Source organism: Flavobacterium sp. CFBP9031, assembly GCF_034044945.1.
Lineage (GTDB): Bacteria > Bacteroidota > Bacteroidia > Flavobacteriales > Flavobacteriaceae > Flavobacterium.
The window spans coordinates 20,253-46,529 of the sequence record NZ_JAXCWF010000008.1; the positions used below are offsets into that span (position 1 = coordinate 20,253).

Annotated in this window: 23 protein-coding genes and 1 pseudogene; 3 read left to right on the forward strand and 21 right to left on the reverse strand. The window is 33.8% G+C overall.

The window, feature by feature from the left end; all coding sequences use genetic code 11:
• Nucleotides 1–267 precede the first annotated feature (267 nt).
• Nucleotides 268–1,584 (reverse strand): ammonium transporter, encoded by a 1,317-nt coding sequence (locus tag SOM12_RS14115; protein ID WP_095931329.1) that lies wholly within the window; start codon nt 1,582–1,584, stop codon nt 268–270.
• A gap of 315 nt (nt 1,585–1,899) precedes the next feature.
• Here SOM12_RS14115 and SOM12_RS14120 point away from each other — a divergent pair, with 315 nt between their 5' ends.
• Complete coding sequence (locus SOM12_RS14120; RefSeq protein WP_320493896.1) at nt 1,900–2,862, forward strand: Gfo/Idh/MocA family oxidoreductase; 963 nt, start codon at nt 1,900–1,902, stop codon at nt 2,860–2,862.
• Here the strand turns inward: SOM12_RS14120 and SOM12_RS14125 are convergent, their stop codons facing one another.
• On the reverse strand, nt 2,863–3,564 hold the full coding sequence (locus tag SOM12_RS14125; protein WP_320493897.1) for a DUF1963 domain-containing protein: 702 nt from the start codon (nt 3,562–3,564) through the stop codon (nt 2,863–2,865).
• 154 nt (nt 3,565–3,718) lie between these two features.
• Between SOM12_RS14125 and SOM12_RS14130 the strand changes: the two genes are divergently transcribed.
• On the forward strand, nt 3,719–5,254 hold the full coding sequence (locus SOM12_RS14130; protein ID WP_320493898.1) for a YifB family Mg chelatase-like AAA ATPase: 1,536 nt from the start codon (nt 3,719–3,721) through the stop codon (nt 5,252–5,254).
• 91 nt (nt 5,255–5,345) lie between these two features.
• On the opposite strand, the gene SOM12_RS14135 is transcribed toward SOM12_RS14130, so the two are convergent.
• From SOM12_RS14135 to gltB, 19 genes and pseudogenes are all read right to left on the reverse strand, one after another.
• Nucleotides 5,346–6,215, reverse strand: a complete 870-nt coding sequence (locus SOM12_RS14135; RefSeq protein ID WP_320493899.1) for an alpha/beta hydrolase — start codon at nt 6,213–6,215, stop codon at nt 5,346–5,348.
• A 96-nt stretch (nt 6,216–6,311) separates the two neighbouring features.
• Entirely contained in the window at nt 6,312–6,815 is a 504-nt protein-coding gene (locus SOM12_RS14140) for an SRPBCC domain-containing protein (protein WP_320493900.1), read from the reverse strand.
• A gap of 47 nt (nt 6,816–6,862) precedes the next feature.
• Nucleotides 6,863–7,360 (reverse strand): SRPBCC family protein, encoded by a 498-nt coding sequence (locus SOM12_RS14145; protein ID WP_095931334.1) that lies wholly within the window; start codon nt 7,358–7,360, stop codon nt 6,863–6,865.
• Complete coding sequence (locus tag SOM12_RS14150; RefSeq protein WP_095931335.1) at nt 7,350–7,676, reverse strand: ArsR/SmtB family transcription factor; 327 nt, start codon at nt 7,674–7,676, stop codon at nt 7,350–7,352. Before SOM12_RS14150 ends, SOM12_RS14145 begins: the two co-directional genes overlap by 11 nt.
• A 155-nt stretch (nt 7,677–7,831) precedes the next feature.
• Nucleotides 7,832–9,019: a hypothetical protein gene (locus SOM12_RS14155; RefSeq protein WP_320493901.1), complete on the reverse strand. Its 1,188-nt coding sequence runs from the start codon at nt 9,017–9,019 to the stop codon at nt 7,832–7,834.
• 242 nt (nt 9,020–9,261) lie between these two features.
• On the reverse strand, nt 9,262–9,627 hold the full coding sequence (locus tag SOM12_RS14160) for a hypothetical protein (protein WP_095931337.1): 366 nt from the start codon (nt 9,625–9,627) through the stop codon (nt 9,262–9,264).
• Between the two features lie 59 nt (nt 9,628–9,686).
• The gene (locus SOM12_RS14165; protein ID WP_320493902.1) at nt 9,687–10,160 is read right to left on the reverse strand and encodes a DUF1572 domain-containing protein; all 474 of its coding nucleotides are present in this window, start codon (nt 10,158–10,160) and stop codon (nt 9,687–9,689) included.
• 32 nt (nt 10,161–10,192) lie between these two features.
• Nucleotides 10,193–10,756, reverse strand: a complete 564-nt coding sequence (locus SOM12_RS14170; protein ID WP_320493903.1) for a hypothetical protein — start codon at nt 10,754–10,756, stop codon at nt 10,193–10,195.
• Between the two features lie 99 nt (nt 10,757–10,855).
• The gene (locus tag SOM12_RS14175) at nt 10,856–12,016 is read right to left on the reverse strand and encodes a DUF1624 domain-containing protein (RefSeq protein WP_320493904.1); all 1,161 of its coding nucleotides are present in this window, start codon (nt 12,014–12,016) and stop codon (nt 10,856–10,858) included.
• A gap of 219 nt (nt 12,017–12,235) precedes the next feature.
• A complete protein-coding gene (locus tag SOM12_RS14180; protein ID WP_095931341.1) occupies nt 12,236–12,601 on the reverse strand; it encodes a hypothetical protein in 366 nt (121 codons plus the stop codon).
• 76 nt (nt 12,602–12,677) lie between these two features.
• Nucleotides 12,678–13,145 carry a DinB family protein gene (locus SOM12_RS14185; RefSeq protein WP_320493905.1) on the reverse strand — a complete coding sequence of 156 codons (468 nt, stop codon included), beginning with the start codon at nt 13,143–13,145 and terminating at the stop codon, nt 12,678–12,680.
• A gap of 44 nt (nt 13,146–13,189) precedes the next feature.
• Nucleotides 13,190–13,642: a hypothetical protein gene (locus SOM12_RS14190; protein WP_320493906.1), complete on the reverse strand. Its 453-nt coding sequence runs from the start codon at nt 13,640–13,642 to the stop codon at nt 13,190–13,192.
• 25 nt (nt 13,643–13,667) lie between these two features.
• Complete coding sequence (locus SOM12_RS14195) at nt 13,668–14,126, reverse strand: hypothetical protein (RefSeq protein WP_320493907.1); 459 nt, start codon at nt 14,124–14,126, stop codon at nt 13,668–13,670.
• Nucleotides 14,127–14,786: 660 nt separating this feature from the next.
• Nucleotides 14,787–15,191 carry a helix-turn-helix transcriptional regulator gene (locus tag SOM12_RS14200; protein ID WP_320493908.1) on the reverse strand — a complete coding sequence of 135 codons (405 nt, stop codon included), beginning with the start codon at nt 15,189–15,191 and terminating at the stop codon, nt 14,787–14,789.
• 65 nt (nt 15,192–15,256) lie between these two features.
• The gene (locus SOM12_RS14205) at nt 15,257–15,766 is read right to left on the reverse strand and encodes a hypothetical protein (protein WP_320493909.1); all 510 of its coding nucleotides are present in this window, start codon (nt 15,764–15,766) and stop codon (nt 15,257–15,259) included.
• A gap of 157 nt (nt 15,767–15,923) precedes the next feature.
• Entirely contained in the window at nt 15,924–16,238 is a 315-nt protein-coding gene (locus SOM12_RS14210; RefSeq protein ID WP_250835184.1) for a GIY-YIG nuclease family protein, read from the reverse strand.
• A 454-nt stretch (nt 16,239–16,692) separates the two neighbouring features.
• Nucleotides 16,693–17,919, reverse strand: a pseudogene (lysA, locus tag SOM12_RS14215) (diaminopimelate decarboxylase); the annotation flags it as partial.
• Nucleotides 17,920–18,339: 420 nt separating this feature from the next.
• The gene (locus SOM12_RS14220) at nt 18,340–19,794 is read right to left on the reverse strand and encodes a glutamate synthase subunit beta (protein WP_320493910.1); all 1,455 of its coding nucleotides are present in this window, start codon (nt 19,792–19,794) and stop codon (nt 18,340–18,342) included.
• 163 nt (nt 19,795–19,957) lie between these two features.
• Nucleotides 19,958–24,475 (reverse strand): glutamate synthase large subunit, encoded by a 4,518-nt coding sequence (gene gltB / locus SOM12_RS14225; protein WP_320493911.1) that lies wholly within the window; start codon nt 24,473–24,475, stop codon nt 19,958–19,960.
• A 416-nt stretch (nt 24,476–24,891) separates the two neighbouring features.
• On the opposite strand from gltB, the gene sucC reads away from it, so the two are divergent.
• Nucleotides 24,892–26,085, forward strand: a complete 1,194-nt coding sequence (gene sucC / locus SOM12_RS14230; protein WP_095931350.1) for an ADP-forming succinate--CoA ligase subunit beta — start codon at nt 24,892–24,894, stop codon at nt 26,083–26,085.
• Nucleotides 26,086–26,277: the final 192 nt, after the last annotated feature.

Consider the following 26,277-nt stretch of genomic DNA (forward strand, 5'->3'; position numbering starts at 1 on the left):
AGTAAAGAGAATAGAGTAAAGAGAATGGAACTGAGAAAAATTTCTAATCTATAATCTATATTCTATAATCTATATTCTATATTCTATATTCTATAATCTATAATCTATAATCTATATTCTATAATCTATATTCTATAATCTATATTCTATAATCTAAAATCTGCAATCTAAAATCTACAATCATAAAAGGTATTTAATTCAAAAAGCACTCTAAGTCAAATTTAGAGTGCTTTTTTTTATCAAGTAATGTGAGAAGGGAATTTATTCTTATAAGAATTCTCCGTGTTGAGAGATGTCTAATCCTAGTTCTTCTTTTTCTTCAGTAACTCTTAGAGGAGTAATTTTATTTACGATGAAGAATAAAGCATAAGAAGCTACAAAAGCAAAGATTGAAACAATAACTAAAGCAGTCAATTGATTGATGAATAAAGTTGGAGTTCCGAAGATTAAACCTTGATTATCTCCAACTGCAGGGTTGATTGCTTTTGATGCGAAAACACCAGTTAAAAGCATTCCTACCATACCACCAACACCATGACAAGCAAATACATCTAGAGCATCGTCAATTTTTCCTTTAGGGAATTTGCTTACTACGATGTTACTTACAATTGCAGAGAATAATCCGATGAAGATTGCGTGAGGGATGCTAACAAATCCAGCAGCAGGTGTAATAGCAACTAGACCTACAACAGCTCCGATACAAGCGCCAAGAGCAGATAATTTGTGTCCTAAAATTTTATCAAGGAAAACCCAAGCCATTGCAGCGGCAGCGGCAGCAACAGTAGTAGTTCCTAGAGCTTGAGCAGCAAGACCATTAGCTCCTAAAGCAGATCCAGCGTTGAAACCAAACCATCCAAACCAAAGTAAACCTGTTCCTAATAATACATAAGTAATTCTAGCAGGATTAACTTTTTGAACTTTTCTTTTTCCTAAGAACATAGCTCCAGCCAATGCAGCCCATCCAGCACTCATGTGTACTACAGTTCCTCCAGCGAAGTCAAGAACTCCCATTTTGAAGAAAACTCCATCAGGATGCCAAGTCATGTGAGCAAGCGGAGCATATATCAATAATATGAATAAAACCATGAATAGCAAATAAGCCCAGAAACGTACACGTTCTGCAAAAGCACCTGTAATTAACGCAGGAGTAATGATGGCGAATTTTGCCTGAAATAATGCGAATAATATAAATGGAATTGTTGGTGCAAGGCTCCATGCGGTATTAGTTCCAACTCCTGCAAAGAACAAATTCTCAGACGGGTTTCCGATAATTCCTCCAATTGTTGGTCCAAAAGCCAATCCAAAAGCAACAACTGTCCATAGAATAGTAACAATTACCATTGCCATAAAACTTTGAAGCATAGTACTAATTACGTTTTTCTTACCTACCATACCTCCGTAGAAAAATCCTAATCCAGGTGTCATTAGCAATACAAAAGCAGTGGCAACGATCATCCAGGCAGTATCTCCAGTATCAAATTTTACAGCTTCTGCAGGTATTGGGTTGTCTGCAATAATAAAGTTTGAAATAAAGGTTAGTACCAAAATCGTGATAAGAATCACACTTAAAATAATTTTTCGCATAGTTATTTAGTTTTAAATTTTTTATAAAAGTATAAAATGATTTAATACCCCCTAAAAAAATAGGGCTGTGTGCTTTATTTTTGTTAAATTTAAAATTTAACCCCTATGATTTTGCGTGAATTTCTTAAAACAAACTTAAAATTTACAATTTGGCAACATTTTTTTTTCACTTACCACCATTTTTGATAATTTTTGGGGTAATTGATTGCTATTTTTTGTAGGATAATAGATATTTGTTGTTTAAAAAACGTCTCTTACATCTCGTAAAAGATATTTTTTAATCTTTTTAACAATTTTGATGATTATAATAAAAGGATGGGAAACAGAAGTATTAAATGGGGAATAGTAGGATTAGGAAACATTGCAAGCCAATTTGCATCAGATTTAGTATTGATTGAAAATGCTGAGATTACGGCAGTTGCTTCAAGAGATTTAGCTAAAGCGGAGGAATTTGGAGGAAAATTTAATGCTTTAAGAATGTACAATTCTTATGATTTACTTTTTGAAGATTCAGAAGTTGAAATCGTCTACATTGCAACTCCTCATAATTCGCACGCAGAATTATCTATTAAAGCTTTAGAAAGTGGTAAACATGTGCTTTGCGAAAAGCCAATGTCTTTATCTTTTAAAGACACGCAAAGAATAATAAATGCTTCTAAAAAATACAATAGGTTTTTTATGGAAGCATTCTGGACAAGATTTATTCCCTCCGTTCAAGATGTTCTTGAGAAAATAGACAACGGAATAATTGGAGACATAAATTATATAAAAGCTGATTTTGCCTTTCACGGAAGTGAAACAGAAAATAAAAGACTCTTTGATAAAGAACTAGGAGGGGGAGCTTTATTTGATATTGGAGTTTACCCTTTGTTTCTGTCTTATATACTATTAGGATATCCAAAAGAGATTGCCGCGAAAGCGATTAAACATAAAAATGATATCGATCTACAGACTTCGATGATTTTACAATACGAAACAGCTCAATCGGTTTTGCATGCTTCTATAGTTTCTGAATCTGATATGAAAGCCGTTATTGCAGGAACAAAAGGGAGAATAGAATTAAATGCTCCGTGGTTTATTGCCGATGGCTATTCTTTATATATAAATGAAGAAAAAGAAGCCACATTTACTTTACCAGCTTTAGGAAAAGGATATTCTCATGAAATAATCGAATGTCAAAATTGTATTCTGAGTAATGAAATTGAAAGTAAACTTTGGTCGCATCAAAATTGTTTGGATTTGAGTAGGATAGTGGAGGAAGTTAAGAATAAATCATAATCAATAAAAATCAATATAATACATCCATTCACCAGTTTTTCTATTTTTAGCAAAATAGAAGTTACCGCTGTCAATGATATTTAAGTTTGCTTTTTCATCAGAAGAAATTTGAAATACAAATTCATAATCTTCGCCAAAATCAATTCCTGACTGACGATAGCTTGCATATCCTCCAATTTTATGACCATTACTGTTTTCAAAAAAATCATAATAAGAGCCAATAGTGCCAGAGTCTTCTAGTTCCAGTATTTTGTTTGTGATTTCATCTGAAATCCCGGAAGTATCTTCCCAAACCGGATAATCTTCTTCAATTAATTTATTAGATAAAGGAAAAGCTTTTATAAACGATGCATCATTTTGTAAATCCTTTATAACAATTTTATCTGTGTTTTTGTATTCGCGCAAAACCCAATCATTTCCGTTAGGTGTTAAATCCATAGGGAAATCCTGAGATATAAAAACGGTAATAATTTTAGTTTCTTTTAAAATGTCGGGTACAAAAGGAAACTGATCGAAATATAATTGAAATAAAGGAAGCATTAAGTTCCCTTTTTGATCTAATGGAATTTGTTCGTTTTCATTATATAAATAAACTTTTCCAATCCAGCTTTCAGTAATTGAATTATTTGGCTTGAACCCGCCAGCTATAAATTCAGTCGCATTTTTTTCTAGTACTCTTTTTATTTTTTCTATTTCATCCATTGCCAGTTGATTTTAAAAGAAAAGTAAATTTAAATATATTATCTAAGTTAAAAATCTATTTTCATAAAAATAAAAAGTAATAAAATATTTACAAATATGAATAATTTTGTTTCTAATTGTAATACTTTTACTCTTCAATAATAGATGAGTTTTTATGTTAGTAAAAGTTTACGGAAGTGCCGTTTTTGGAGTTGAAGCCACAACGATTACAGTTGAGGTTCATATGGATAAAGGAATTGGTTATCATTTAGTTGGACTTCCAGATAATGCTATAAAAGAAAGCAGTTTTAGAATTGCCGCTGCTTTAAAGAATAACGGTTTTAGTTTTCCGGGAAAGAAAATTACAGTCAATATGGCACCTGCTGACCTTCGAAAAGAAGGTTCTTCATACGATTTGACATTGGCAATGGGAATTCTGGTCGGTTCAGATCAGATTAAAGCGCCAGAAATTGAACGCTATATTATTATGGGAGAACTTTCTTTGGATGGAAGTTTACAGCCTATTCGCGGAGCGTTACCCATTGCAATCAAAGCCAAAGAGGAAGGTTATAAAGGATTTTTTCTCCCAATTCAGAATGTAAAAGAAGCAGCTATCGTAGCGGGTTTAGATGTCTATGGGGTTGAAAATCTAAAAGAAATAATTGATTTCTTCGGAGGAAAGGGAACGCTCGAACCCACAGTTATCGATACAAGAGCGGAATTTTATAAAACACTCGATTTCCCTGAACATGATTTTTCAGACGTTCGCGGACAAGAAAGCATTAAACGCTGTATGGAAATTGCAGCGGCTGGTGGACATAACATAATTTTGATTGGTCCGCCAGGAGCAGGAAAAACGATGCTGGCCAAACGTGTTCCGAGTATTTTACCGCCAATGACTTTGCGTGAAGCATTGGAAACTACCAAAATTCATAGCGTTGCAGGAAAATTAAAAGAAGTCGGATTGATGAATCAAAGACCTTTTAGAAGTCCGCATCATACGATTTCTAATGTCGCTTTGGTTGGAGGCGGAAGTTACCCTCAGCCAGGAGAAATCTCGATGGCGCATAATGGTGTTTTATTTTTGGATGAATTGCCAGAATTCAAACGCGATGTTTTAGAAGTGATGCGCCAGCCTTTGGAAGATCGTGAAGTAACAATTTCGCGCGCAAAATTTACTATAACCTATCCGTCATCTTTTATGCTAGTGGCAAGCATGAATCCAAGTCCGAGCGGATTCTTTAATGATCCAAGTATGCCCAATACTTCTTCACCGCACGAAATGCAACGTTATATGAGTAAGATTTCAGGGCCATTATTAGACAGAATCGATATTCATATAGAAGTTACTCCAGTTCCGTTTGAGAAATTATCAGATGAGCGAAAATCTGAAAGCAGTGTAGAAATTCGCAAACGAGTTACAGCAGCGAGAGAAATTCAAACGAAACGATTTGAAACGGTAGAAAATGTTCATTACAACGCGCAAATGAGCAGTAAACTAATTCGTGAATTTTGTGTTTTAGATGAAGCTTCAAAAGAATTGCTAAAAACAGCCATGGAAAGATTGAATCTTTCTGCAAGAGCTTACGATCGAATTTTGAAAGTTTCGAGAACCATTGCCGATTTAGATCATTCAGAAAATATTGTTTCTTCACATATTGCCGAGGCTATTCAATATAGAAGTTTGGATAGAGAAGGGTGGTTGGGGTAAATTGTTGATTGTGAAATGTGAAATGTGAAATGTGAAATGTGAAATGGAGACTTTAGCATCTCACATTTCACATTTTACAATATGACAAAGTCTATTCCTTATTTTTTGGATAAAAGAATTTGAAAGAATTAAAAACAGCTGTATGCAGAATCGATCCGTGGTTTTCTTCGGGGAAATAATCGAAGTACGTTTTTACATTTTTGCTTTTGGATGCTTTTAGTTTTTCTGCAAGTAAATTGGCGTCAACTTCCATAACATGCGGAATTGCTGTTGGAGCTAATCCTTCTTTGCCGACAGCAATATAAATTTCGGTTGGCTGTTTAAAATTTTCTTTCAGCATTTCAGAATCCAAATCGAGTAATGAACCATTGTTCCACCATAAACTCGGACTTACAATAACATATTTATTAAAAAGAGCTGGTTTTTTAAGTAAGATTTCAGTTCCTAATAATCCGCCCAGAGATTGGCCTATAATGGTTTTAGAATCGTTTGTCTTGTATTTTTTTTCAATAAAAGGTTGTAGTTCTTTTTCGATAAAAGCAATAAACTGACCCGAATGACCAGTTGTAGGAAAACGAGTTTTATCTTTTTCGATAGTAGTAGGAAAGGTAAAATCTCTTTTTCTGTCAACAGTTGCAATTCCTACAACTATTGATTTTGGAACTTGATTGATCCATTCAAAACTATTAAACTGAACCAATCCAGAAATATGAATAAAATCTTCGTCGGCAGAACCGTCAAGTAAATAAATTACGGGGTATTTTGTAGCTTCAGTTGGATTATAGCCTTCAGGAAGATAAATGTTTAGAATTCTTTTTTCGTTTAATTCTTTCGATTGAATTTCGTCGATAACGCCTAAAACAAAAGGCTTTGAAGTTTCTATGGTTTTAGTTTTATTCTTTTGGCTGAATGCTAAAGTAGAAGAAAAAAGCAAAAAGGCCAGAGCAAAAAATTTGTTCATTGATAGTAAAGTAAAAATGTTTATGTAAAACGAAATTACAATTTTAATATCAGTAAATTCTTCTTTTGTTTTGACCTTTTGTATGTAATTAGATGATTATTTTGCTTTTTCTGCAAAAATAGCATCCAAACCTTCCATTGCAATAGTAAAACCTTCTTTGAAGCCCATTTGGATAATCATTTCCAAATCAGATAGTTTTTCATGTTTAATAACAACATCTACAAAAGTAGAACCATCTTTTTCAGAAAAAGTTACATCCCAGTCAGAACGCGGAAATTCTTTGTTTAAATTTCCTTCGCTATCGCTAAAAGCATCTAAATATTTAAAATTAGTTTTCGGACTAATTGAAGTAAAATCAGCAATGGCCCAATGCTTTTCGCCTTCTGGTCCAACCATGGCATACAATCTGCGTCCGCCTTCTTTAAATTCCATACTCTTTGTTTCCGATTTCCACGGAGCTGGCGCCCACCATAAATCCAATATTGGAGCTTCTGTCCATGCAGACCAAACTTGAGACAAAGAGGCATTAAATTCGCGTTTTACATTGACAGTATTAGTTTCCTTATCAACAGTAAAATTCATTAAAAGATTTGATTTCATTTTCTTAAGATTTTTAATTCGTTAATAATAATTCGGCTGAATTGACTTTATTTTTCTGCTAAGATTTTGTCCAAACCTTGCATTGCAGAAGTAAATCCTTCTTTAAAGCCCATTTCAATTATTTTTTGCAGTTCTTCAAAACTGTCACGTTTAATCACAATGTCAACAATTGTAGAAGTGCCGTGTTCAGAAAAAGTAATATCCCAAAACGAACTTCCAAATTCAGAATTCGGATTTCCTTCGGCATCAGAAAAAGTAGCAGAATGTTTAAAGTTTGTTTTAGGAGAAATTGAAGAATATTCAAAATAACTCCAGCGCTCAGCACCGTCGGGACCAACCATGGCATATAATCTTCTACCGCCTTCTTTAAACTCCATGTTTTTGGTTTTAGATTTAAACGGAGCTGGCGCCCACCATAAATCTAGAATTTCAGGTTCTGTCCATGCAGACCAAACATTTGATAACGGGGCATCGAATTCGCGTTTTACGCTCACTCTTTTATTTTCCTTGTCTACAGAAAAATTCATTAATAAATCAGTCTTCATTTTCTTTAGATTTTAAGTTAAGTAATACTTGATCTAATTGACTAAAACGCTGTTCCCAAATTGCCTTAAATTGCTCCAGCCATTGATCAATTTCTTTCATTTTATCAATTTTGAGCTGATAATAAATTTCTCTGCCCAATTTCTTTTCTTCCAATAAATCACATTCATTCAATATTTTAATGTGTTTAGAAACCGCTTGTCTTGTAGTTTGAAACTGCTCTGCAATAGCATTTGGGGTTAATGCAGTTGAGGAAATCAAAACCAATATTGCTCTTCTTGTCGGATCGGCAATAGCTTGAAAAATATCTCTTTTCATTTTTTTGAATATTTATTCGCAACTAATCAGTTGCAAATATACGCAACTTTTTGGTTGCACAATTCAAAAAGACATTTTTTTATTGAAAAAGTTTAAAGCATAAAGAAAAAGGCGCATCAAAAATGCACCTTTTTCTTTATAATTGTGTTATATAATTACCTTCTAAATTTATTCTTTACAATGATGTCTTTTAGCTTGGCTTTCAGGTCTTCACCTGTATCATACACCATCTGTTCGTTGTTCGGAAAAGCAATAGCGCGTTTGTCAAAATACCCTAAATAATTATCATCGCAAGCGTTTCTGTTCCCTTTGTAAGTCGAATACACATTTTCAAAAACATATTCGCTGCTTATCGGGAAAGTCTGGACTAGCTGATTGCTTTTTAAATCTACATAGTCCACTTTTGCAGTTACCAGACAAGACTTAAATTGTCTGAATTCATAAACCGTTGCGCGAAGTATTTTATAATTATCCACTTTAATTTCCTTACCCAAACTATCCTTTACAGGTCTTCCGCGGTTGTCCAAAAGCGTTTTTACGCCATCTTTAACTTGTCTTTCTTTAACAAATTCTTTCTCTTTAATTTGTTCTGGCGAAATCGCAATTTGTCTGAAATTAAGAATCAAACTATAATCGTACGACACATTTTTTTGTCTTGTGCTATGATAAACCGTCCATTTATCGTTTAATCCGTAGGTTTTAAAATCCAATAAATCTTCCTGAAGCATTTTCGGAATCACCATTTCGGTTTCATTTTTGGCATAAACATCGACAAAATCAGTTCCTTTAAACTGAGCGTCATCCATCAGTTTTTTGGTGTTTTTGTAGCCAGGATTAATGCTTTCCAAATAGGCAAAATCGTCATACGCTTTTCTAAAATCCAATTTGTTATTTGATTTCAAAAGAGTAGATGCGTTTTCATATAAATATTTCGAAAGTGCATTTTTACTGCTTACAATCTCATTCGAATAATTATCAAACGGAAAATTTGCATTTCTTCCCAGCTTCAATAAAGGCAAAGGCAAAATAGGTCTAATTTTTTCCTGACGATTATTTAGCTGTACATAAGTATTATAGATACGTTCGGCATTTGCCGGATTATTTTCTTTATTCAGCATTTCTAGATTACGCAAATCGCGGTCTTTGGCTTTTGCAAAGGCTTCTTCCAACAGATAAACATAATCTTGTTTTCCTTTAGAATCTTTTTTGGTGCGAAGCGCTTCAACGGCGCGATCAATTGCACCGTCGTAATTTCCATCGCTAAGCATTGATTGTGTTGTTTTTACCCCACAAGAAGAAAGGGCTAAAAACAATATAGAAACGAGAAAAGTAATTTTTTGCATAGTGTGTCTTTTGAAGTTGCAAATATATTTTATTTAACTTTCAACAACTATGCCTTTTTCTAATTTATTTAAGGAGCAGAAAAAGCTATTTTCATAAGAACGTTTACTCCCGCTGTCCACTAAATTCCCGATTAACAAAAACTACGGCTGAAATAGCCTTGTTTTTCTAAATCGGGAGATACCGCTTCCATCGGGGCTAGATTACAGCTTTTGTATTTCAGAGGAAACAAGAAAAAACTAACTTATTCTTCCACTTTTTTATATTCAAAAGTACCCACTTCAGGATTGGTTATAACACGTTTCTGACTGTCAAAAGAATTTATCGTAAACACAACTGGCAGAATAACAGAAACAATTGTCAATTGAGAATTGTCTTTAGATAATTTCCATTTTGCCTTGTGCGATTCCTCTCCAATAACACTTTCAAAATCGCCATTTTCTTTAAAAACCTGAAAAACCTGATCTGTTTTAAAACGTTTTTCAATGCTTTTTTCTTTTCCGTTTTTAGTCCATTTTACCAATTGCCATTTTCCAATAAGTTCTTTAGAAGTTTGCGCTGATGCAGATAAGCCAATTAAAAACAGAAATGCTAAGATTAATTTTTTCATTTTTAAATTTTTAAAGTTGAACTCTAATTTAATGACTTTTAATGATTTGAAAGAAAATTTTACGTTAAGTTGTTAAGCTGTTTTTTAATCAAAACAATTTGCCCTAAATGATAATAGCTATGTTCAATCATGGCTTCGATATTTCTTTTATAAGTTCCGTACTGGACGTTTACAAAACCTTCATCCAGTTTTTCGACTGGCATTTGTTCTACTAAAGATGCAAATTCTTCAGTATCATTCCAGAATCGAGTTAGAAAAGAAGTCCATTGTTCTTGAGAATGAATTGACGGAAAATCAAAACTAAATTTGTCTTTTATGTCTAATGTTCCGCCTTTAAAAACCTGATTGATTCCGTTTATGTAGTAATGAATATGCTGCGCCAAAACCGCAATTGTATTTAAGTTTTGAACGGGACTAACTGCAATTTTCCAATCTAGATTTTCGAGCTGATCTTTAAAATTGGTGTTCGCAATCCAAGTTCCGTTTAAAATGACTTCTCTAAAACGATTGGCAATTTCTACTGTACTTTTCATATTCAATAATTTAGGAGTTTTGATTTATGAGCTTATTCCTGCTGAATCCACTCGTATTTTCCGTTTTTTAGATAAATAATTCCGCCTCCACAGCTTTCTTCGGCATGAATAAAAATCCCATCATTTGGAAGTTTTATTTTATCTTCTTCTTTAATTTCTTCTTCGCCCATAATTTCACCGTCATCGTTTACATTGTTCCAGACAATTTCTCCTTTTGGTGCTTTCTCAAATATTCCGACCCAGTCAATTTCGTCAAATCCTTGACCTAAAACATTTTTTCCAAAACCGAAATAATCTGTTCTTTTGTTATTTCCAAAAGTTATTTTTAGACCACTTTTGTCACTTTTTGTACTTCTAATAATTTCTACGAGTTCGTTTTTTCCGTCTCCGTCTAAATCGCAACTTATTTGGTTGGTTTTATGTTTTTTAGAAATTACCAATGTATCAGCTTCCTCAATGTTAATTTCAGCATTAGTTTTCGGTTTTAATGCGACTTCTAAAATATCTTTTTGAGTAGTTGAGGGTGTTTCGGTTTTAGTTTCATTTTTACATGAAATTGCAATTAGGGACAAAAGCAATAAAGTTTGGATTTTCATTATTTTATTATTTTGGCTTTGAAAAATTCAAGGCTAATATAAAAAAATACGTACAGAGTCTAAAGTGTTTTTAGTAGTTCTTAAATAACGCAATGAATTTTAAATGTATTGTAGCCACCAATATGTATGTTCCGATTTATATTTTCCAAACCATTGGCAAGGTTTATAAAGTAGGACAACAACAAAAATCCAAATTAGATAAATTAACCAAAGAGATAAACCGTTTTCTATGCCTTTTGGCCTTCCAAAAGTTCCGGTTGCAAATTCAAATTGCGAAAAGCTGAAACCTTGCGCAAAAAGCATAAGAAGTGTTAGAAAATGAATAACATAAAAATGAACGACAAAATAAAATAAAGGTACTTTTCCGTAGACTAAAGACACTTTTTTGATTCTGGTTGTGAATTGTTCTGCAAATGCTAAAAGCAAAAACATAATTCCTAAAGTTGCTAAACAAAATAGGAGAGAAGGAGGATATTTGGTCACATTAATAAATGACAAAAAAGTAAAAACGACATTTTTTTGTGTGGCCCATAAAGCTGGATCTCCATAAATATTTACAAAACGAATTATGATAAATAAGACTAAAGCGCTTAAACTAATTTTTGTAAATAGTTGTTTTCTTTTCTCTTCAGTCCATTCAAAGAATTTACCAGCTGCAAAACCAACAAGCATAATTCCAAGCCACGGAATCGGTGGATAACCCATTATAAAAGCCCTTCCTGAAAACGGAAATACTATTGGACTAAATAGCGGTGCTAAGACAGTTTTTAAAATCGAATTTTCTGCAAATGGAATAAGCGGTGTGAGATTGTGAAAAAAGAGTATAAGAAGTCCAATAATTCCTAATGTCTGTGAACGGATTTTCAGTAATGCACTTAAAATGATAAAACCAAAACCTATTGTTGCAATCACTTCAAACAAAAGAGAATGAAAGCCAATATCGAAGAATAAACCAAAATTGACAATTGTAAATTCAAGGACAACTAACCAAATTCCTCTTTTGAGTAAAAACTTTCTGGTTTCAGAAACATTATTTTTGTTTTGAAGCGAAAGATAAACCGAAGTTCCGGCCAGAAAAACAAAAGTAGGCGCGCATAAATGAGTTATAAAACGCGTAAAAAACAGTAAAGGTGAAGTAGTTGTTAAATCGGTTGGACTTTGCGTAATAGAATCAACATGCATCAAATCTCGAACATGATCGAGCGCCATAATAATCATTACAATTCCGCGGACAATGTCGATTGATGGCTGTCGTTTCATGGGTTTGATTTTTAAATACTTAAGAGTAAATCTAATGAATTATTTTTTAAGTATTTAAGCAATATTAGTAATTGTAAATGAATTGCCTCCAGCTTTAGCTGGAGGTATATTTGTTAAAAGTAAAAAAGGCTTTAGCCAAAAAAAGATTTGGCTAAAGCCCTATGAGAAAGACTTTATTATTAACCTCCAGCTAAAGCTGGAGGCAATGGAAAAATATATTTATTTAGATTTTCTAATCTTGACCTGATATACAATTTCCCAAAAAATAATAGAAAGAACCGCATTAGCAAAAATGGCCGTTTTAACCTGATACGGATCATAATCTACAAGCAGATGCAAATTGGTAAACTGTAAAGCTAGAAACATAGCCAAAGCCGCAATTCCGACAGCGCAAAGTACATTAAGCAAAGGTTTCCATTTTAGGGCTGTAAAAGCATAAATAAGATTCAAGATACCAAAGCCAACTCCAAGAGTTACAAAACCATCACCTTTAAATTTCTCATTTAATTCAAGAAAAAAATGCGTAGAAGTAAGGTATAAAAAGAAAAGAATAGAGTAAATCAGGATTCGTACTTGAGGTTTCATTTTGATGTTTTTAATGATAATATTTTTTATACGAAGATAATACTAAATGTTGAATGCATTGTGAAACCCTAGAACTTCATAAATTATCAAGCTCGATTTTAAATTTTTCGATTTGCCTTCTGTGACGCAAAATATGCACAATAGCATGCTCCATAATTTGTTCTATATCATAAACTTGTCCCCAAGAAGTTACTATTTTTTTCGGATTGTCTAATTCTTCTAATTGGCTGTCGCTAAAATTTTTAAGCACATTTTCTGTGAAAACAAAAAAAGCAGTTAGATCATTTTGATAATCAGAAATAGTATTTCTGTAAACAAGATTAGGAACTTCATTTTGCTCTCCTAATAATTTTTGAACATACAAAGCGTAAGCATATCCAGAACGAACAACATGCGCAAGAATCGATTGAACAGATAGATTATTGATTGTCGTAGTAATTGCAGTAGCGTTAATGCAAGAGATTGTTTTACTTAAATCTAAAATTGCTCTTTCGTATTCATCAAGTAAACCTCCGATGGCGCCTTGTCTGTATGTTTTAGTCATGTTTTGAACGTTTAACTAAGTTTCTCAACTTTTTCATTTTTTGTTTATTCTAAAAGCGCTTCTACTTTAGTTTCCGATTTTTCTTTTAACGGACTATCTGGCTGCAGACTCCAAATAACTAGAAATCTACCTTTTGCTATATATTCTTCTGGATGTTCAGCTGTTGGCTCGCCAGCTTTTCCCCAAAGTAAACCTTGCAGGAATCTATCGCCTTTAAAAACATGATCAAATTCAAAATACATAATTGAACCACGATCTGCTTTGCTTTTAAAACTCTGAATCGCTTTACTTTTTACAGTTCCAACAATATTGCTGTACGTTTCAATATCATTATAAAAACTGCAGGCTTGTGGCGTAATACAAATATTGCCGTCGCTTACCATATAGCCGCCTTTTGGAATTTCTTTTGGTTTTAGTTTTAAATCGGCTAGGGTTTGGCTGAATGAATTGGTTGTGAATAGTAGGAATAGTGTAAATAGGGGAATTGTAATTTTCATTTATTTTAGGATTTGGGATTGCTAGTTATTGACTCTCGAGCAAACCTACTTTATCATGAATAAGAATGCTCTTGTTTTCTAAATCTCTTTTTAATTTTTTCCAGGTTTTATCTTTTAAACTGCTTGCGCGCACTAGTTGCGTTTCGCTTTCAGTTTTAATAAATAAGCATCTTGGTGAGCGATAAGGCTGAATAATAGTAATATCTTTGATTTGATTCAAATCGAATTCTATAAGTTTTGAATACCAAACAGGATTTTTTACTATCAATTTTTCATCAGTTAAAATAAAATAATTCATTTGATATGTAAAAAAAGCAAAAAGCAACACAAAGCTAAATATAATCATCCAATATTTATTATTTCCTTCTAGAACGCATTGATAGATCATAAAACAAGTGAAAATAAAAAATCCGATAAGCATAATTCCAGAAGAAGTTAAAATATAATTTCCACTATAAATTTTTGGTTTGTTTTTATCCGTCATTTAACTGATTTTTTTGCTAAAAAAGAACAAAATAAAAAGATATTTGGGCTTTTGCAAAATTTTATTGTGAGGAATTATTTTCCTTTTAGCAATTTTTATACATATTCAATTCTTGTCAGTTTTATAATTCACTGGCTCTGGTACGTCACTCGTACCAGTTTTTTTATTTAGTGAATTTGATTTTACAATTCTAACTAACTTCTAAAAACATTAATAGTTTTTGATAAAATTAAATACAATTGAAATGCAGTTATAGATATCGTAATAAGTGTGAGATAAGCAGAAGAATTAATAAGTTTATTGTTTTCTATCTGTAATTGTTTTGCAATATTTACTCTTCTGTTATTCAAGGTTTTTAAAAAATGCATTAATACGATTGACCAGCTAAACATTACAAGTACAAAAAACGCAAAGCCATTTGGCATTTCTTCGATGTTTAGTAAAGTATAAATTTTGGTAAAAACTATTGCAATTACAAAATAGACTAATGCGTACAAAAGTATTTTTTTTAAGCCATTTTCAGATTTTAGAAAATAAAAAAAGGAGCAATTTACTAAGACAATAAAAAGAGCAAGAAGAAGATATGACATTTTGTTTCTGGGCTTAAAAAAAGCACAAAGTAAATCTCTGTGCTTTTGTAAAATTTATATTTCTAAGGAATTATTTTCCTTTTAGTAATTTTTCTAAATATTCCACTTTGTCTTTTTCAGCCTGAACCAAACGTTCGTAAAGTTCTACAACTTTATCAAGTGGATTGAAAGTGCAAGAATTGTTAGTGTTTCCACTTCCTTGCGCTCCGTTATTTGCACTATTGTCATAAAAGTTATTAAAGAAATTAAAAACTGATTCTTCAGAAAAATTTTCAATCACCTCTTTAGTTACGCCTAAAGCTTTTGCAATTTCAACAAGTTTATCTTCATCAACAGTTTCACTTGCCTCAATATTAGAAATCGTCTGTTGGCTTAAACCAATTGCAATTGCAAGCGCTTCTTGCTTCATACCTTTAAGCTCTCTGATTCGGCTTATGTTTCTGCCGATATGTTTTGGTTTTGATGTTGTGCTCATAATTTCAAAGGTATTTAATTTATTCTGAAACAAAAATACGGTTTTTCTTATAATTTAATTGATTATTATTTTCTGACTTCCAATTTTAAAATCTGATTTGAATTTTCTATTTTGATATAGCCAATCTTAACATATTTATTTTGGTCTATTGCTCCACCATGTGATTTTGCATTATTGTATCCAAAACCTGATATGTCAAAATCTGAGAATTGGAATTGTACTCCGTTAACAGTAAATCTTTCGCTATCGTGACCACCTTCAGGCATTGCGTGAAAATTGGTTACAAATCCTTCAGTTTCAAATAGAGAGTTGTTGTATAAGTTATAAGTTTCGTAATATTTACTGCCAAACATTATTACAAAAAGTATAAAAATAAATACAGAAATATATTGGAATATATACACTTTAAATTTCTGCTGTTCATGATTTTTAAATAAATCTTCATCCTTGTCATTTTCAATCAAGAATAATAGAAATCTTGAGAATAAGAAAAACCCAATTGGAACAAATAATATTTGAAGCTTTTTGAATCCGTCGCTGGATGTAAAATCATAAATAGTCTCAAAGGAATTCATAGTTTACAAATAAATGCGATTTACTTCTTTATTTCAAATATAATATTTCTTGAAAAATAAGTGTTTTTAGTAGTCATCAAACTTTTAATTATTTCCAATTTTGTCATTTCGACGTAAGGAGAAATCTTCGCAAGTAACTCTACAAAGATTGGAAACATTATTCAAATAAATAATTTAGAAAGTCCAAATCAGGATTAGTGGTTTTTATTAATTCAATTTTCTTTTCTCTCCGCCAATCTTTTATTTCTTTTTCTCGAGCAATTGCTTCTTGAATCCAAGTGAATTTTTCGTAGTACAACAAATAAGTAGCATTGTATTTTGATGTAAAGGTTTTATTTCCAGCGGTATTGTTTTCTCTATGCTGGCTCAAGCGAATTCTTAAATTATTTGTAACTCCTGTGTAGAAAACGGTTTTGTGTTTGTTTGTTAGGATGTATATATAGTAGGTGTGATGGCCTTCTTGGTGTAGCATTTTTTTAGGCTAAAGATAAAATTTATTTTAAGATTTTTCTTTCTTTTTTTAATAGGAATTTAATATGCTTTGTGGAGCTACTTGTGAAGATTTCTCCTTACGTCGAAATGACAAACTTGGTGGTTACTTTGTGTGTTTTGACTTGCTTTGTGGAGTTACTTGCGAAGATTTGCTTCGCCTGTTCGCTATCACTCGAATCTCCTTACGTCGAAATGCCAAACTAGATGGTTACTTTGCGTGTTTTGACTTTCTTTGTGGAGTTTCTTGCGAAGATTTCTCCTTACGTCGAAATGACAAATATCACGGTTACTTTCTGTGTGATTTGAGCGAAATACTTTGTGGAATTGCTTACGAGGATTTCTCGTCCCTCGAAATGACAAGATTGAGCAAAAAAAATCCCGTTCACCTTTCGGGAACGGGATTTCAACAATTGATATTCTCTTTTTTTCTATTGTTAAACCGTAGCAGCAACTTCTTCTGGCAACGGAATTTGATTTTTAAGTAAATCTTCAAATGTTTCAGCTTGGCGAATCAAGATTCCTTGTCCGTTCATCCAAAGAACTTCGGCTGGTTTGTATCTTGAGTTGTAGTTTGAAGACATTGAGAAACAATATGCTCCTGCATTTCTGAAAGATAAAATATCGCCTTCAGTAATTTCCTGAATTCTGCGGTTGTTTGCAAAAGTATCTGTTTCGCAAATGTATCCTACAACTGAGTAAAAACGCTCTTTTCCTTTTGGGTTTGAGATGTTTTCAATATGGTGTGAAGATCCGTACAACATTGGACGAATTAAGTGGTTGAAACCACTGTCAACTCCAGCGAAAACAGTTGATGTTGTTTGTTTTACTACGTTTACTTTTACTAAGAAATGACCTGCTTCACTTACCAAGAATTTTCCTGGTTCGAAAATCAAGGTTAAATCTCTACCGTATTCAGCACAGAAAGCATTGAATCTTTTAGATAATTTTTTACCTAGTTCTTCGATGTCTGTTTCAATATCGTCTTTTTTGTAAGGAACTTTGAATCCGCTTCCGAAATCTAAGAATTGTAAATCTTTGAAATGTTTTGCTGTATCAAATAAGATTTCGGCAGCATACAAGAATACTTCGATATCTAAAATATCAGATCCTGTGTGCATGTGAATTCCAACAATGCTCATTTTTGTATTCTCCACAATTCGCAAAATATGCGGAATCTGGTGAACAGAAATTCCGAATTTACTATCGATATGTCCAACAGAAATGTTAGCGTTTCCGCCCGCCATTACGTGTGGATTGATACGAATACATACCGGAATATGTGGATGTTTTGTTCCGAATTGTTCCAGAATAGATAAATTGTCGATATTGATTTGTACACCCATTGCGGCAACTTCTTCGATTTCTTCTAGAGAAACGCCGTTTGGTGTAAAGAAAATTCTTTCGGGTTCATAGCCAGCATGAAGTCCTAACTGAACTTCCTGAATTGATACAGTGTCTAAACCAGACCCCATGTTCTTCAATAACTGTAGAATCGCAACGTTTGACAATGCCTTCATGGCGTAATTAACTCTTAAGTTTTCTACCTTAGAGAAAGCTTTAGTTAATCTGTTGTACTGAGATTGGATTTTTTCAGCATCGTAAACATACAATGGACTTCCAAATTGGTCTGCTAACTGCAGTAAATCTTTTGCTTGCATTTTTAAATCATTTTGGGCAAAGTTATTACACTTTTATCTATCAGCAAATAATTTGTAGAAAAATAACAAATTATAACAAATTGTTTTATTTTAAACAAAAAGTTGCTGTTTTTGAAATTTTGTAACCTTTTTAAAGGTGTTAAGGTTCTGAGATGCTAAGATACTAAGTTTTTTTGGCTCGAATTCGCGAATTAACTTATTCTTAAATGCTGTTGAAATTGTTTTTTGCCATTGATTTGCTTCGCCTGTTCGCTATCGCTCAAGTCGTGGCGGAAAAAATAATCTGTGGCTAAAAAAAACAAAACCCCTGAATATAAATTCAAGGGTTTGTTAGTAGTTATGTTGTTTATCGGAAAAGATTAAATAAAATGCTAAGAAAAAAACTTAGAACCTTAGCACCTTAGTATCTCAGAACCTTAAAAATTATAAGCTCGGTAAATCTCCTTTTCCTTTAGTAGGCAAGTTTGTAGATCCCATAAGGAATAAATCTACTTCTCTTGCAGCTTCGCGACCTTCTGAAATAGCCCACACGATTAATGATTGTCCTCTTCTCATATCACCAGCAGTGAAAATGTGAGGCACGTTTGTCTGATAGTTATGCGCTTTGTAGTTGCTTCTCATATCAGTTTCGATTCCTAATTGCTCGCTTAATGTTTTCTCTGGACCTGTAAATCCAAGAGCTAATAAAGCTAAATCGCAAGGCCATATTTTCTCAGAACCTTCTTTTTCGATTAATTCTGGACGCTGACCTGGTGTCATTTTCCATTGCACTTCAACAGTTTTTAATCCAGTTAATTCGCCTTTATCGTTAGAAATGAATTCTTTAGTATTGATCAACCAGTTTCTGTCGCAACCTTCTTCGTGAGAAGATGATGTTTTAAGCTGCAACGGCCAGAAAGGCCAAGGAGTTGACTCGCTTCTTCCAACTGGAGGTTTTGGTAAAATCTCAAAGTTAGTTACCGATTTAGCTCCGTGTCTGTTAGAAGTTCCAATACAGTCAGAACCAGTATCTCCACCACCAATAACGATTACATCTTTACCAGTTGCTTTAACCTGATCTGGAATTGATTCTCCGTATAAAACTTTAGTTTGTTGAGTCAAGAAATCCATTGCTTGAACAACGCCTTTGCTTTCGATTCCTTTAGTTGGCAAGCTTCTTCTTTCAGTTGCTCCTCCGCATAAAACGATAGAATCGAATTGGTTTAATTCTTCAACACTGAAGTTAACGCCAACGTTTACATTAGTTTTGAAAGTGATTCCTTCTGCTTCAAGAATTGCTACACGACGATCAATAATTCCTTTTTCTAATTTGAAATTTGGAATTCCGTAACGTAATAAACCTCCAATTGCGTTGTCTCTTTCAAAAACAGTAACGGTGTGACCTGCTCTGTTTAATTGCTGAGCCGCTGCAAGACCTGCAGGTCCTGAACCAATAACGGCAACTGTTTTACCAGTTCTTGTTTTTGGCGCTTGTGGTTTGATCCATCCTTCAGCAAAACCTCTTTCTACGATGCTTTTTTCGATGTTTTCGATAGAAACCGGATCTTTGATGATTCCTAATACACATGCTTTTTCGCATGGAGCAGGGCATAAGCGACCTGTAAATTCCGGAAAGTTGTTGGTAGACTGCAAAATCTCTAATGCACCCTGCCATTCTTCCTGATGTACCATGTCGTTGAAGTCGGGAATTAAATTTCCTAACGGACAACCACTGTGGCAAAAAGGAATACCACAATCCATACATCTTGATCCTTGTTCTTTTACTTTATCTTTTGCTAACGGAATTGTAAATTCGTTGTAGTTTGAAACACGTTCTGCTACTGCAAGATTACTTTCGTCGGCTCTGTTATATTCTTTAAATCCGCCTATTTTACCCATGACATTTTAATTAAATGTAAATGATGATTTAAATTCCAAATTTCTATTTTTTTAACCGCAAAGTACGCAAGGTTTACTTTTTGCTTCTTTGTGAGTTTAAGTTCGCAAAGCTTTGAGGTTAAGTTCAATAATCTAAAATCTGAACTCTAAAATCTAAAATCATTTATCCCGCTATTAATTCTTCTATTTTTTTCTCTTCTGCAATTCTTTGTAATGCTTTTTTGTAATCAGTTGGCATTACTTTTACGAAGTGCTGTTGTTGGTTTTCCCAGTCTGCTAAAATTCTTTTTGCTAATGGACTGCTTGTGTACAATGAATGATTTTTGATCAGTTTTCTTAGTTTCGTAAGATCTTCTTCTTCCATTGGGTCGAATGCAACCATTTCCATGTTACAAACTGTAGAATCGAATTTCTTATTTGGATCGTAAACATAAGCCACACCACCGCTCATACCAGCCGCGAAGTTTCTTCCTGTTTTTCCTAAAACTACTACTGTACCACCAGTCATGTACTCGCATCCGTGATCTCCAATTCCTTCAACAACTGCTGTTGCTCCAGAATTTCTCACACAGAAACGCTCTCCGGCCATTCCATTAATATAAGCCTCTCCGGTAATAGCTCCGTAAAGGGCAACGTTTCCAATAATGATATTGTCTTCAGGTTTGAAAGTAGCAGTAGGAGGTACTTTTACAATTAATTTTCCTCCAGAAAGACCTTTTCCTAAATAATCATTACAGTTTCCGTGAATTTTAAATGACAATCCGTTTGTTGCAAAAGCACCAAAACTTTGTCCAGCAGAACCTTCAAAATCAACTAAAATAGTGTCATCAGGTAATCCTTGTGCGCCGTAGATTTTTGAGATTTCGTTACTCAAAATCGCACCTACAGAACGGTCTGTATTTTTAATTTTAAAGGTTACTCTTGTTTTCTCTTTTCTATAGATAGACGGAATCGCTTCTTTGATGATGTCAAAATCCAATACATTTTCAAGTTGGTGATCTTGAGTTGTTGTATTATGATTTGGCTGCGTTTTTGCTTTTTCCGGTTTGTATAGAATTGATGACAAGTCTAAACCATTTGCTTTGTAATGTTTGATGGCTTTGTTCACATTTAATTTTTGTGATTGGCCTACCATTTCTTTTAACGTTCTGAAACCTAGCTGTGCCATGATTTCTCTTAACTCTTCAGCAATAAAATACATGAAGTTGATTACGTGCTCTGGAGTTCCTTTGAAATTTTTTCTCAATTCAGGATCCTGAGTAGCAATACCAACTGGGCAAGTATTTAAGTGACAAGCTCTCATCATGATACATCCAGAAGCTACAAGCGGTGCAGTTGCGAAACCGAATTCTTCAGCTCCTAATAAAGCAGCTATCGCCACGTCACGACCTGTTTTCAACTGTCCGTCACACTCTAAAACTACACGGCTTCTTAAATCGTTTAAGATCAAAGTCTGCTGAGCTTCAGCTAAACCAAGTTCCCACGGAATACCTGTGTGCTGTAAAGATGTTAATGGTGCAGCTCCCGTTCCTCCGTCGTAACCAGAAATTAAGATTACGTCAGCTTTTGCTTTGGCAACACCGGCAGCGATGGTTCCAACTCCAACTTCAGAAACTAATTTTACGTTAATACGAGCTTCACGGTTTGCATTTTTCAAATCGTAAATCAACTGAGATAAATCCTCAATTGAGTAAATATCGTGGTGAGGAGGAGGCGAAATCAAACCTACATAAGGCGTAGAGTTTCTAGTTTCAGCAATCCAAGGCACTACTTTTTCTCCAGGTAGCTGTCCACCTTCACCAGGTTTTGCTCCCTGAGCCATTTTGATTTGAATCTCTTTAGCGTTTGTCAAATAATTGATCGAAACACCAAAACGTCCTGACGCAACTTGTTTGATAGCACTATTTCTAGAATCTCCGTTAATTTCTTTCTGGAAACGTTTTGGGTCTTCTCCACCTTCTCCAGAGTTACTTTTTCCGCCAATTCTGTTCATTGCAATCGCTAAATTCTCGTGTGCTTCTCTAGAAATAGATCCGTAAGACATTGCACCCGTTTTGAATTTCTTTACAATTTCTGTCCAAGGCTCTACTTCATCAATAGAAATTGGATCTAAATTATTGAATTCAAATAAACCTCTAATGGTCATTAAGTTTGAGCTTTGCTCGTTAACGGCGTTTGAGTATTCTTTATAACTTTCTGGGCTGTTTAAACGAACCGCTTGTTGTAATTTAGAAATAGTGGTCGGGTTAAACATGTGTTTTTCACCACCACGTCTCCATCTATAAATACCTCCAATTTCAAGAGAAAGCAAACTTGCCACTTTTGAATTTGGGAAAGCTTTTTGGAAACGTTTTTTAACCTCTTTCTCCACTTCCATTAAACCAATTCCTTCAATTCTTGATGGAGTGTAAGGGAAGTATTTAGAGGTAAATGTTTTGTTTAAACCTAAAATCTCGAAAATCTGAGCAGCTCTGTACGAATGTAAAGTAGAGATACCAATTTTGTTCATGATTTTTACGATTCCTTTTGCAATCGCTTTGTTGTAGTTTACAACTGCATAATCCGCTTTTACTTTTGTAATAAAACCTTTTTCAACCTGATCGTGAATGATTTCGTTTACCATGTAAGGATTGATTGCACTTGCACCGTAACCGAACAATAAAGCAAAATGATGAGGTTCTCTTGGTTCTGCAGATTCGATGATGATTCCGAATTTAGAACGAACCTGTAAAATGTTTAAGGAGTGGTGAATGTAAGAACAAGCCAATAACATTGGAATTGGAGCTAATTCTTCACTTACACCTCTATCCGATAAGATAATGATGTTGCATCCTTCTTCAACTGCTTTAAAAGTTGCCTGAACACATTTTTCAAGAGCTCTTTCTAAACCGTTAACTCCTTTTTCTATTTTGTATAAAGTAGAAATAGTAGCCGATTTGAAATCTGGGTGATCTATATTTCTAATTTTATCCAAATCCTCATTAGAAACAACTGGATTTTGGATTTTTAATTTTTTGCATTGTTTAGATTCAATTTCGAAAATATTGAAATCTCCACCAATCGCTAAACTAATATCAGTAATGATTTCTTCACGAATACCATCCAACGGCGGGTTTGTAACCTGAGCAAACAATTGTTTGAAGTAATTGTACAACAACTGTGGCTGATCAGATAAAACAGCCAAAGGTGTATCGTTACCCATAGAACTAATTGCTTCAGCTCCGTCGCTACCCATTGGGTTAATGATTGTTTTTAAATCTTCAATAGTATAACCAAACAAACGCTGTCTTGTTAAGAAATCTAATTTTTCAACAGGAGTAGGGTTGTTTGTATAAGGAACGCTAGCCAATGGCAATAAGTTTTCATCAACCCATTGTTTGTATGGACGTTTTGTAACGATCGCTTTTTTAACTTCTTCGTCTTCGATGATACGTCCTTCATTCATATCAACTAAGAACATTTTTCCAGGCTCCAAACGTCCGTGCTGAATTACATCTTCTGGATCAATGTCTAATACACCAATTTCAGATGACATAATTACGAATCCGCTTTTCGTTAATGTATAACGAGAAGGACGCAATCCGTTTCTGTCTAGTAAAGCACCAATTACGTTACCATCTGTAAACGGAATAGAAGCAGGACCATCCCAAGGCTCCATGATACAAGCGTTGAACTCGTAGAATGCTTTTTTCTCCTCAGACATTGTCTGGTGTTTTTCCCAAGCTTCAGGAACAACCATCATCATTGCCTCTGGCAATGAACGACCTGTCATTAATAAAAGTTCAATTACCATATCCATAGAAGCAGAATCTGATTTTCCTTCTAAGATAATTGGGAATAGTTTTTTGATATCATCGCCAAAAACTTTGCTTTGCATAAGCTCTTCACGAGCACGCATACGGCTTACGTTTCCACGAAGTGTATTGATCTCACCATTGTGACACATGTATCTAAACGGTTGAGCTAAGTCCCAAGATGGGAATGTATTTGTAGAGAAACGCTGGTGTACAAGTGCTAAACGAGTCACCAAGTCTGGATCTTTCAAATCTATATAATAACGGCTGATGTCTTCTGGCATCAATAGACCTTTATATATTATAGTAGTTGTCGATAAACTAGTAAAATAAAACATGTGGCTTTCAGAAGTTTTTGATCCTCTTACGGCATGTTCAGCAATTTTTCTAGCTGCAAAAAGTTTTGCATTAAATTCTTGTTCAGTTAAATCCTGTCCGTTTTTAGAAACGAAAACTTGTTTAACAGTTGGTTCTTTTTCTGCGGCAATTTCACCTAGATTTTCAACGTCAACGGGTACATCTCTCCAACCTAAAACTTTTAAGTTTTGGTCTTTGATTGTTGCTTCAAAGGCATTGATACAAAAAGAAACTTGGTTTTTGCTTTTTGGTAAAAAAACCATTCCTACTGCATACTCACGCGCTTCTGGGATTTCAAAGTCACAAACTTTCTTAAAAAAATCATGAGGAATGTCGAATAAAATTCCGGCTCCGTCACCAGTTCTTCCATCAGAACTAACGGCACCACGATGTTCTAATTTAATTAAGATGTCTAATGCTTTGTGAATAATATCATTTGACTTAATACCATTCAAATTACAAATAAATCCTGCACCACAATTGTCGTGTTCAAATTCAGGCAGATAAAGCCCTTGTTCTTTAACTCTCATTCTTGATATTTTTTTTACAAAAATAAAGATTTCGTTAAACATAATGTAGTGAATTAGTGCTTTTGCTTTCATTTTTGCTGTAATATTAGAAAAAGCATTCTTAATTATTAATATTATGATATAAAGCATCCCGAATTGCTAAAAATATAATTACTCTTAAAATATATTAGGAAAAATCATCGGTAGGCCAATAAAACCAATGAATTTTTTGTTAAATATCAAACGTTTTATGCGAATTGTGTTAACATTAACAAATTGTTCCGTTAACGATTTGTTTGCTTTGAAAAATTATCAACGCCTAATACCTATATATAACATTTATTTAATTGAAAAAGATTTTACTATTAAGTTGTATTTTGTTACTTTTGTCGCACTTTTATTCTGAAATAAATTCAGAACCAGACAAATTCTATATTATGAACATACACGAATATCAAGGAAAAGAAATTTTAGCGAGTTACGGAGTACGCGTACAACGCGGAATTGTGGCTAACAATGCGGTTGAAGCTGTAGCTGCTGCAAAACAATTAACTGCCGAAACTGGTACAGGATGGCATGTAATAAAAGCACAAATTCACGCAGGTGGTCGTGGAAAAGGTGGTGGAGTTAAGCTGGCAAAAAACTTACAACAAGTTGAAGAGTTAGCAGAACAAATCATCGGAATGCAGTTGATTACACCTCAGACTCCGCCTGAAGGTAAAAAAGTAAACAAAATATTAGTTGCTGAAGATGTTTACTATCCAGGTGAAAGCGAAACTTCTGAATTCTATGTTTCTGTTTTATTGAATAGAGGTACAGGACGCAACATGATTATGTATTCTACTGAAGGTGGAATGGATATCGAAGAAGTTGCTGAGCATACTCCACACTTAATCTTTACTGAAGAAATTGATCCATCTGTTGGATTACAAGGTTTCCAAGCAAGAAGAATTGCCTTCAACTTAGGTCTTTCTGGAAATGCTTTCAAAGAAATGGTTAAATTCATCGATGCACTTTACAATGCTTACATTGGTTCTGATGCTTCTATGTTTGAAATCAACCCAGTTTTAAAAACTTCTGATAACAAAATCTTAGCTGTTGATGCTAAAGTTAACATCGACGATAACGCTTTATACAGACAACCTAAATATGCTGAGATGAGAGATATCCGTGAGGAGAATCCAATCGAAGTTGAAGCTAAAGAAGTTGGTCTTAACTATGTTGACCTTGACGGTACTGTAGGATGTATGGTAAACGGAGCTGGTCTTGCAATGGCAACTATGGATTTAATTAAATATGCTGGTTTTGAGCCTGCTAACTTCCTTGACGTAGGAGGAACTGCTGATGCAAAACGTGTTGAAACAGCTTTCAGAATTATCTTGAAAGATCCAAACGTAAAAGCTATCTTAATTAACATCTTCGGAGGAATCGTTCGTTGTGACCGTGTTGCTCAAGGTGTTGTTGATGCTTACAAAAACATGGGAGACGCTATTAAAGTGCCAATTATCGTTCGTTTGCAAGGAACAAATGCTGAAATTGCAAAAGAATTAATTGACAACTCTGGTATGCCAATCTTATCTGCAGTTCAATTCCAAGAAGCTGCTGACCAAGTTAAAGCTGCTCTTTCTTAATTAAATAAGAAATCAATTTATATAGAAAATCCCTCCGTGCTTCGGAGGGATTTTTTTTGGAGTCTATTTAACCGCAAAGTTAGCAAGGTTTTTTGCCAAGGACTATGAATACAAACGCAAAGTTCGCAAAGCTGTATGTTGAAAATAGCCACGAATTCACGAATTATTTTCAAAGATTGTAAAAAAATAAAA